7 protein-coding genes are annotated in these 9,392 nt (G+C 70.9%); 4 read left to right on the plus strand and 3 right to left on the minus strand.

The window, feature by feature from the left end:
- Positions 1–164 precede the first annotated feature (164 nt).
- Positions 165–1,397, minus strand: coding sequence for a class I SAM-dependent methyltransferase (locus tag ACQP17_RS33580; RefSeq protein ID WP_433859693.1), 1,233 nt, complete (start codon positions 1,395–1,397; stop codon positions 165–167).
- Between the two features lie 430 nt (positions 1,398–1,827).
- On the opposite strand from ACQP17_RS33580, the gene ACQP17_RS33585 reads away from it, so the two are divergent.
- From ACQP17_RS33585 to ACQP17_RS33595, 3 genes are all read left to right on the plus strand, one after another.
- Positions 1,828–2,559 carry a VC0807 family protein gene (locus ACQP17_RS33585; protein ID WP_433859694.1) on the plus strand — a complete coding sequence of 244 codons (732 nt, stop codon included), beginning with the start codon at positions 1,828–1,830 and terminating at the stop codon, positions 2,557–2,559.
- A gap of 261 nt (positions 2,560–2,820) precedes the next feature.
- Positions 2,821–4,110 carry a sulfotransferase family protein gene (locus tag ACQP17_RS33590; protein ID WP_433859695.1) on the plus strand — a complete coding sequence of 430 codons (1,290 nt, stop codon included), beginning with the start codon at positions 2,821–2,823 and terminating at the stop codon, positions 4,108–4,110.
- Between the two features lies 1 nt (position 4,111).
- Positions 4,112–4,693: an adenylyl-sulfate kinase gene (locus ACQP17_RS33595; protein WP_433859696.1), complete on the plus strand. Its 582-nt coding sequence runs from the start codon at positions 4,112–4,114 to the stop codon at positions 4,691–4,693.
- Between the two features lie 222 nt (positions 4,694–4,915).
- Here the strand turns inward: ACQP17_RS33595 and ACQP17_RS33600 are convergent, their stop codons facing one another.
- Entirely contained in the window at positions 4,916–5,083 is a 168-nt protein-coding gene (locus ACQP17_RS33600; protein ID WP_433860091.1) for a hypothetical protein, read from the minus strand.
- A 54-nt stretch (positions 5,084–5,137) separates the two neighbouring features.
- Between ACQP17_RS33600 and ACQP17_RS33605 the strand changes: the two genes are divergently transcribed.
- Positions 5,138–6,184 (plus strand): S66 family peptidase, encoded by a 1,047-nt coding sequence (locus ACQP17_RS33605; RefSeq protein ID WP_433859697.1) that lies wholly within the window; start codon positions 5,138–5,140, stop codon positions 6,182–6,184.
- 76 nt (positions 6,185–6,260) lie between these two features.
- Here the strand turns inward: ACQP17_RS33605 and ACQP17_RS33610 are convergent, their stop codons facing one another.
- Complete coding sequence (locus tag ACQP17_RS33610; RefSeq protein ID WP_433859698.1) at positions 6,261–9,308, minus strand: amino acid adenylation domain-containing protein; 3,048 nt, start codon at positions 9,306–9,308, stop codon at positions 6,261–6,263.
- Between the last annotated feature and the right edge of the window lie 84 nt (positions 9,309–9,392).

Below are 9,392 nucleotides of genomic sequence, written 5' to 3' on the forward strand. Positions count from 1 at the left end.
TTGCGCAGGCGGGTGCGGCTCGTCGCGGCACCGCGCACGGTCCGTGTGTTCCGGCCGGAGGGACGGGCCGGACCCGGCTGTGGCTGCCTCAGTATGGGCGGGGCCCATGTGGAAGATTCCCTAGTGCCGGATCCGGACCGTCCTCGCCGGGCGGAGCGGCACGGTCAGACGACGGAGAGTTCGGGCAGCGGGAACACCAGCTTGCCGCCGCCGGCCACGAAGTCGCGCTCCCGCTCGATGAAGCCGTCCCGGTAGATCCAGGGCAGGACCAGCAGCTGGTCGGGGCGGCGGGACTTGGCCTCCTCCTCGGACACGATGGGGATCTTCGTGCCGGGGGTGAAGCAGCCGGACTTCTCCACGTTGGGCTCGCCGATGCACGGCAGGTCGTCCTCGGTGAGCCCGCAGAACTGCAGGATGACGTTGCCCTTGGTCGAAGCGCCGTACCCGAGGGTCACCTTGCCCGCCTTGCGCGACTCGTCGAGGAAGTCACGCAGGCCGTCGCGGTAGCCGTGGACCCGCTTGGCGAATGCCTCGAACGGGGCCATGGTGTCCAGCCCGAGCGCTGTCTCCCGGGCGCGGACGGCGGCCAGCCCGGCCTCGTCGACGGGGTAGCGGCCGGGGCGCTTGGCGAGGGTCACGCAGAGGCTGCCGCCGTAGACCTCGGTGAGTTCGGCCTTGAGGACCGTGAACCCGACGCGCTCGGCCATCCACTCGATCTGACTCAGCGCGTAGTACTCCAGGTGCTCGTGGCACACCACGTCGTAGGCGGTGCCCTCGATCATCGCGGGCAGGTAGCTCTGCTCCATCACCCAGACGCCGTCGTCGGCGAGGACGTCGTACACGTCCTGCATGAACGCCATCGGCCGCGGCAGGTCGTAGAACATCGCGATGGAGGTGACGGCCTTGGCGCGGCGGGCACCGAACCGGTCGGTGAACAGGTCGCGGGAGAAGAAGTCGGGGATCAGCTCGACGTCCGGCGGGTAGTGCTCGCGGAACTTCCGTCCGGTCGGATCGATGCCGACCCGCGCCGGGCCGGGCGCGGGGTAGCCGCGCAGCAGGGTGGAGTCGTTGCTGCCGATGTCCAGGACGAGGTCGTCGGGGCCCAGGTCGACCAGGTCGGTGATCGCCGCGACCTTGCCGTGCAGATGCTGCACCATGAACGGGCGTATCCCGGAGCGATAGCCGTAGTTCTCGTTGTACATCAGCCCGAAGTCGGCGGTGTGGCGTAGCTGGACGAGGCCGCAGCCGTCGGGTGAGCACTTGAGGAGTTCGAGGGGGACCGCCGGGACGTCCTCGTCCCGGGTGTGGGGAAAGACGCCGGTGAGAGCCTGCGGGCCCAGGTCGAGGACGGGCAGCAGGTTGCGGTTGCCGCAGATACGGCAGTCTTCGATGATCATGGATTCTCCAGGTCGCGTTCCACCATCGGCTGGACCGGATCGGAACCGGCGTCGTGATCCCACGCCACGCGCGGCGAGCCCCGCCAGGTAACTGCCGGTGACCCTAATCCCGAAGTCCCGGGTCCACGCGGTTCCGGGACGCATTCTGGAAAATGCTCCAGAACCCGCATGCCGAGGCCACCTCCGGGACCTGCCGGTGGCAGGCTCTGCGCCCCGGGCCCGGCCTCGCCACCGCACCACTCCCGCGAGGGGTCGCCGCGTCTGCTTGCGTGTGCTAGTTTTTGCTTAGCTATGCAACTCATCGTTGGGTGCTCGTTGCGGAGGTCAGTTCGCCGGTCCCGGGGCCGATCGGGCTCCGGTGGCGCAGACTCTTCGAAGAGTGGTCCGATCCCGCACGGACGGGCAGCAACAGACGACTCAAGGAGCAGCGATGGCTGCACTGCGTGACGAGACCGAGTTGACACCAGACAGCAACCAACGCGAGCAGCGCGCAGCCCGCCGTCAGTTCGCGGTGACCCTGCTCTGCGATGTCGCCCTTCCCGTGGGGCTCTACTACGTGCTGCGCAGCGCGGGCTGCAGCGAACTGGCGGCGCTGCTGATCAGCGCCGCCGCGCCGGCGCTCAGCACCGGCTACTCCATCGTCAAACAGCGCAAGGTCGACAGCATCGGCCTGTTCGTCATCGCCATCCTCGTGCTCGCCGGCCTCGGCTCCCTCATCTCCGGCAGCCCCCGCCTGGCCCTGGCCAGAGGAGGCTGGTTCACCGGGCTGATCGCCCTGTGGATCCTCGGCTCGCTGTTCACCTCCCGCCCCTTCACCTACCGCGCGCTGAAGACGCTGCTCCCGGGCAAATCCGAGGCGCTGGAAGGGTATTGGCGTACCGATCCGCAGTTCCGGCGCATCTGGCGCGGCCTGACCGTGCTCTGGGGCTGCGGGCTGCTCGTCGACGCGGCGCTGCGCGTGATCATGGCCTACACGCTGTCCGTCGACACGGTGCCGGCGCTCGACGGCGCGCTGTACTTCGTGACCTACCTCGTGCTCCAAGTGATCACGCACATCATCCTGCACCGGACCGGGGTGTTCCAGCTGCTCTTCCCCGGGCGGGGACGGCGGCCGGGCAGGTCCAGGGCCGCAGCGGGGCCGAAGGACGACCGGGCGGCCTGAGCGCAGCCGCGACACGGTTTCCGGCAGCCGGATGGGCGCGCACGCAGCGGAACGACGCGGGGCGCGCCCACCCGGCTGCGTGCCGGTCACGCCGGCTTCCCACGGCGCCTCGCGGGCAGTCCGACAGCCGTCCGGAGGCGGCCGTCGCAGTGCGCCCCACAAGCCCAGGAGAACTTCTAGTTATTCCGGAACGACCTTGCCGGGTGTGCACAGCGCGTGACCAGAATGCCGTCGATCGGTTCACCGCCAGGGGAGAAGTTGATGCTGACGCACGTGCCGCTTCCGCAACGTCAAGACCTCACCTCGCGCGGCACCTTTCTCGCGTACCCGCGCCTCCCGTGGCCGCTCAGGGCAGTGAACGGACTGCTCGGGCCGCTGGCGCCGCGACTGTGGCCGCTGGAACCCGAAGCGCTCAAGCGCAAGGCGGCCGGCAAGGCCAAGGTGCCGGCCGCCGCCGCGGACAGCGCCTTCGAGGAGCCGCTGGCCCTGTTGTGCCACTCGCTCACCGAGGAAGTCCGGCTCAGCGCGAACGGCCGCTTCATGCTGCACAGCCAGCTGGTCAAGAACCTGTCGACCCGGATGCGCCTGGCGGAACTGTCCGCACGGCGCCCGGAGATCTTCGAAGCACCGGTACCCGCACCGCTGTTCATCACCGGCGCACCGCGCACCGGCACGACCTTCCTGCAACGGCTCATCGCCCGGGACCCGCTCTCCCGCTCCCTCCCGCTGTGGGAATCGACCCACCCCCTGCCCGACGGCGATCTGACCGCCGCGCGAAAGGACCCCGACCCCCGCATCCAGGCCAGCCGGGTCGAGGTCGGGATGACGAACCGGATCCTGCCCGAACAGGCCGCGATGCACGAGCTGGTGCACGACGAGGCCGAAGAGGACAACCTGCTGCTGTCGGTGAGCCACTGCTCACCCATGTACGAGGACATCGGGCTGGTCCCCGCGTACACCCGGTGGTACACCACCACCGATCACACCGAGGGCTACCGCTACTTCAAACGGATGCTGCAGTTCCTCCAGTGGAGCCGCCCGGCCGGTGACCGCTGGGTGCTGAAGTCCCCCGGCCACGCCGAAATGCTGCTCCCGCTCTTCGGCGCCTTCGATGACGCCACCGTGGTGCAGACCCACCGGGACCCGGTCACCTCGGTGATTTCCTTCAGCAACATGGTCGCCTACGGAGCCAGGGTCTACTTCGCCCACCCCGACCCCCACCTCATCGGGAAGTTCGCCGCCGACATCATCGAGCGTTCCCTGCGCGCCTCGCTGCGGGACCGCGCCGGCCGTGAACACCAGGTGGTGGACGTGCTCTTCCGCCCACTCGTCGAGGACCCGATCCGTGAGGTCCGCCGGGTGTACGAGGTGGCCGGCCGCGAACTGGACGACAGCACCGAGCAGGTGATGCGCGCGTACGCCACGGCCGAGAATCACCGCAGCGGCCGTCACCGCTACGCCGCCGAGGACTTCGCCCTGAACGTCCCCGAACTCAGGGAACGTTTCGCCTTCTACTACGACCGCTTCGACGTACCGCAGGAGAAGCGCTGACATGTACGACGACGATCTCAGATGCGGATGTGCCGGCGCCACGGTCTGGTTCACCGGACTGCCGGGCGCCGGCAAGACCACCGTCGCGCAGGCTCTCGCCGGCGCCCTGCGCGCACGGCGCCACCGGGTGGAGATCCTCGACGGCGACCCCCGGCACGCGACGCTCCCCACCGGACCCGCCCGCGACGACCCCGACCGGCACACGGAGCGCACCGGCCTCGCCGCCGAGGTCCTGGCCCGCAACGGCTTCCTCACCCTGGTGTCCGCCGCAGCTCCCGGCGCGGCCGGCCGCGCCGCCGTCCGCCGCCGCCACGAGGCGACCGGCACCCCCTACGTGGAAATCCACCTGGACGCACCGCAGTCGGTCTGCGCGAAGCGCCGCCCCGCCGCCGGGGAAGCCGGCCCCACCGCGCCCACGCCACCACCGGACGCGTCATACGAGCCACCGGCCGACCCCGACCTGCGCCTGATCACCCACCACATGTCGGTCACCCAGACCGCGGCCGCCGTGTACGCCCTCCTCGCCGACAAGGGCGTGGTGCGGTCTCGCTGCGCCGGCCCCCACCGAGGCGGACTCGGCTAACTCGCCACGCCACCGTGAGCGTGAGCGCGGCGAACAGGAAATAGACACCCCCTCCTCGCACCCTCGATCCTTATGCTGACGGCATGATCGAAGTACCTCTGTCAGCACTGAAGTCGCGATGGTGCAAACGGGCACCCGGGCCGTGGAGACCCTGCGCGACACCACCCCCTTCGCCCGGGCGATGGAGAGGCTCGGCTACCACCGGATCTGGTACGCCGAGCATCACCACTCACCCGCCATCGGCGCCTTCCCACCGGTCGTAGCAAGCAGGTCGCCCAACCGCTCCTCGTCCGCGGCGAAGCGCATGAATCCTCGCCAGTCATCGAGCTCGATCCCAGGCAGGCGTACCTGTTGGCCGGTCCAGGACGAGGTCATCATCCAGTTGATCACAACGTGGTGAAATGCAGGTGAGGAAAGGGAAGTTGGGCCCCTACTCTCCTGTGCATGAAGACGTCTGTGTATCCGCCCAAGCCCGTGCCCGGAGACCGGATCGCGGTGATCTCGCCGTCCTCCGGCCTGCCGGGAATTCTTCCGCTCCCCTACGAGCTGGGGCTCCGGCGGCTGCGGGAGGATTTCGGGCTGGAACCCGTGGAGTATCCGGCCACCCGGCGGATGGGGTCCACACCTCGGGAGCGGGCCGACGACATTCACGCCGCGTTCGCCGATCCGACCGTCAAGGCGGTGATGGCCAGTATCGGCGGCAGCGATCAGATCACCGTGCTGCCGCTGCTGGACCGGGAGTTGATCCGGGCCCACCCCAAGCCGTTCTTCGGGACCAGCGACAACACCAATCTGCTGATGTTCCTGCGCAATCTCGGCATGGTCGGCTATCACGGAGCCTGCCTGATGACCGAGATCGGCCGCCCGTACGCCCTCCACCCGATGGCCGCGGACTCGGTGCGCGTGGCCCTGTTCACGTCCGGCCCCTACGAACTGCGGGCCGCCGAGCGCTTCAGGGACACCGACCGCGACTGGGCGGACCCCGAGACCTTCCGCGTCGAGCCGGAGTCGGAGCCCGCCGACGGGTGGATCTGGCACCGGCCCGAGCGGGTCGTCGAGGGTCCGTCCTGGGGCGGCAACATCGAGATCCTGTCCTGGCTGCTGATGGCCGACCGGGAGATCGACCGCGATCCGGCCGCGTACGAGGGCGGCGTCCTGTTCCTCGAAACCTCCGAAGAGCTGCCCGCCGCGGAGGACGTCTTCCACATCCTGCGCAGCATGGGCGAGCGCGGCCTGCTCGCCCGCTTCCCCGCCCTGCTGATGGGACGCGCCAAGGCCTGGTCCTTCGACCGGCCGAACGGCCCGGAGGCCAAGCGCCGTTACGCCGTCGAGCAGCGCGAGGCGGTCCTGCGCGCGTTGGCGGCGTACGCCCCGCACACGATGGCGGTCTTCGACGTGGACCTCGGCCACACCGATCCCCAGGTGGTGATCCCCTACGGCGGCACGGTGCGGGTGGACGGGCCGGGCCGTCGGATCACGGTGACGTACTGAGTGTGAGGATGACGTGACCGCTTCGGAGGCCGCCTGAACGTCGGCGGCCATCCGGAGCGGTGGGGCCGGTGGGTCGTCAGAGCTGGGGCTGTGGGTCCCCGGCAGCCGCGTCGCGGGAGAGGGCCACCACCCGCTCCAGCGTCGGATCACTGATGATCGTGGCGAGCTGAGCCATGAACACCTCCTCCCGGCCGGAGTCCAGCACATCGCGGCAGACACCGGCGACCATCGCGAGCAGCGACAGCGAATCACCGCCCATCCGGTGGAAGTCGGCCTGCCCGTCGAGCCGGCAGCGCTCCACACCCAGGGTGCGCGCCCAGACCCGGGCCACCGCCTCCTCCACCGGATCCACCGGCGCGGCCGCACCCCCGAGGACCGGCGCCCCGGCCGCCGGGTCCGAGGCGAACGGGTCCGGCAGCGCCTTCTCGTCGACCTTCCCGCTGACCGTGTACGGCAGCTCCGACACGAGGAGCACCGCGGCGGGCACCATGTACCCGGGGAGCCGCTCGGTGGCGAAGGCCGTCAGCTCCTGCGCCGTCACGTCCCCGTGGGACAGCACGTACGCGAACAGCGACTTGCCGGGCCGCCCGGGCCTGGCCCGCGCCACCACCACGACCCGGTCGGCCGCCGGATGGTCCTCCAGGCACTGCGCCACCTCTGCCGGCTCCACCCGGTGGCCCCGCACCTTGACCTGGTTGTCGATGCGCCCGATGAACTCCAGCCCACCCGAGGGCAGGACCCGCGCCAGATCACCCGTGCGGTAGACCCGGGTGCCGTCCGCGAGGACGGGGAAACGCTCGCGGTCCAAGTCGGGCCGTCCGCGATAGCCGCGGGCCAGCTGCACCCCGCCGAGATACATCTCGCCCACCTCACCGGGCGCGACGAACCGCCGCTGCGCGTCGAGCAGGAACACCTGGGTGTTGTCGGCCGGCATCCCGATCGGCACCACGGCCCGCCCGCGGTCCTCCTCCGGCCGGAAGGTGTACGCCGTGCACCCGATGGTCGCCTCGGTCGGCCCGTACTCGTTGACGATCCGGCAGCCGGCCCCGAACATCTCCTGGGCCCGCGCCGCGACCTCCACCCGCAGCTGTTCGCCGATCACGATGACGGTGCGGAAGCCGGCCGGGTGCACGTCCAGCTGTCCGATCAGGTCCAGGTGGGAGGGCGTGAGGTTCAGCGTATTGGCGCCCGAGTGCTCCAGCAGACGCCGCAGCGAGAGGTGATGGGGCTCGTCGCGCAGCAGGATCACTTCGCCGCCGGCCAGCAGCGGCAGGAACACGGACGTGCCCGAGACGTCGAAGGATGGCGAGGTGAGGAGCGGCAGGCGGGTGTCGCCGTCCACCCCGAATTCCCGGGTCGCCCAGTGGACGTAGTGCTGAAGGTTGCGGTGCTCGATCTGAACGCCCTTGGGGCGGCCCGTCGAGCCCGAGGTGTAGATGATGTACGCCAGGTCGTCCGGCGCCACCTCGGCGTCCAGGAAACCGCCGTCGCCGGGGCCCTCCCGCCCGGCCGCCGCCATCAGCTCGTCCAGCACCAGCGGCACGCACCCCTCCGGCAGGCACGCGCGTTGCGCGTACTGCCGCTCCACCAGGCAGAAGGCGGCCCCCGCGTCCGTGAGCAGCCCCGCCAGACGGGCGTCGGGATGCTGAGCGTCCACCGGCAGATAGCAGGCCCCGGCCCGCAGCACCCCCCACAGCCCCGCCACACCCGCCACCGACCGGTCGGCGAGCAGGGCGACGACGTTGCCCCGGCCGGCGCCGCGCCGCGCCAGCTCGGCGGCCACGGCGTCCGCGCGGCGGCTCAGCTCGGCATAGGTGACCGGCCCCTCCTGCCCGCTGAGCGCCACCCGGTCGGGGGTTCGCCGGACCTGCTCACGGAACAGCTGCACCACCGAAGCGTCCGTCGGCAGCGCCCGCGCGGTGTCGTTGCCCGTCCAGTGGCGGTGCGCACGGGGCGACAGCGCCTCCTCCACACGATCGAGCAGCACCTCGGCGCGCTCCGCGACACCGGGGCCGGCCTGCCACGCCAAGGTGATCTCGGTGTGGCCCTCGCTCTCCATCATCTCGATCGACGGCGGGCTGCCCGGGCCGGTACCGCCCAGCGTGTACAGCGTCCTGGCCCGGAAGCCGGCGCTGCTGAAATCCTCCAGGCCGAAGGCGCCCAGATGTGTCACGAAGCCGAGTGCGGAGAACCGGCCCTTGCGGACGGCAGCCCGGTCGACCGCCGCCGACATCAGGCGCAGCACCGGCAACGGCGCCTGCAGCAGGCGGGGCTCGGTGCGCAGCGCCAGCTCCTCCTTCGCGGACAGCGCGGTGAGCATCCGGTGATGCGTCTCCTCCCACCCGTCCCCGGGGCCGACGTCCAGCACCAGCGCCTGGGACAGCCAGGCCGTGGACCGGACCGCCGTGTCATGGCGGCGCAGATCGACCGGCACGAAGAACTGGCCCCTGCCGTCCGGCCCGTAGGCCGCGGCCAGCGCGGTGGTCACCTTGGCCGTGATCGCCGGGTGGCTGCCCTCGACGGTCCGGCGCCGCCAGAGCAACCCGCCCCGTCTTCGCGGCAGTTGCCCCAGGGGGGAGGGCCACTCCAGCTTCCCCACACCCTGCGGGATCGGCGGCAGCCCGTCCGGAAGGTCGAGCTGCTGCAGAAACTCGTCACTGTTCAGGCGGTCGGGCGCGCCCAGCGGCTGCTGGCCGCGCAGCACCCGGAACACGTCGACGGCCCAGGGCAGCAGGCCCCGGGCGTCGGTCACGGCGTGGCAGGCCCGGAAGATCACGGTGGCCGGATCGCCGGGAACGAGCAGCACCTCGCAGGTCGGCCCGGACGGACTGAGCGGCTTGCGCAGCGCGGGGGAGTCCAGGAGCCGCCCGTCGAACGGGCCGGGCAGGACGTGCACCAGGGGGGCGGTCCCGCTGTCCACCCACTGGCGGCCCTCCCGTCGCAGCCGGGTACCCGGGCACGCCGCCGAGGCGACCGCCACCGCCGCGCCCAGCTCCTTCGCGTCCAGCGCCCCGTCACCCTCGATGACGTGCTGGATGGTGTTCCGGCCACCCATGCCCACGTACAGCCACTCCTCGGCCGAGAGGGGTCTGGTGTAGAGCCGACGCTCGGAAGGGTCACGCATTCCTGGCCTCCGCGGAGAAAGCCGGCTCTCTGTCCTGCCGGTACGGCGCATATCATGCGCCGCCGGTGACTAGGGGGGACCTTA

Origin of the sequence: Streptomyces kronopolitis (assembly GCF_050953795.1) — a bacterium.
Classification (GTDB): domain Bacteria; phylum Actinomycetota; class Actinomycetes; order Streptomycetales; family Streptomycetaceae; genus Streptomyces; species Streptomyces kronopolitis_A.

What these genes read in the sequence shown, in the direction of transcription:
- ACQP17_RS33590 (WP_433859695.1), top strand. Translation starts at nt 2,821, where the DNA reads ATGCTGACGCACGTGCCGCTTCCGCAACGTCAAGACCTCACCTCGCGC.
- ACQP17_RS33580 (WP_433859693.1), bottom strand. Translation starts at nt 1,397, where the DNA reads ATGATCATCGAAGACTGCCGTATCTGCGGCAACCGCAACCTGCTGCCC.
- ACQP17_RS33610 (WP_433859698.1), bottom strand. Translation starts at nt 9,308, where the DNA reads ATGCGTGACCCTTCCGAGCGTCGGCTCTACACCAGACCCCTCTCGGCC.
- ACQP17_RS33585 (WP_433859694.1), top strand. Translation starts at nt 1,828, where the DNA reads ATGGCTGCACTGCGTGACGAGACCGAGTTGACACCAGACAGCAACCAA.
- ACQP17_RS33595 (WP_433859696.1), top strand. Translation starts at nt 4,112, where the DNA reads ATGTACGACGACGATCTCAGATGCGGATGTGCCGGCGCCACGGTCTGG.
- ACQP17_RS33605 (WP_433859697.1), top strand. Translation starts at nt 5,138, where the DNA reads ATGAAGACGTCTGTGTATCCGCCCAAGCCCGTGCCCGGAGACCGGATC.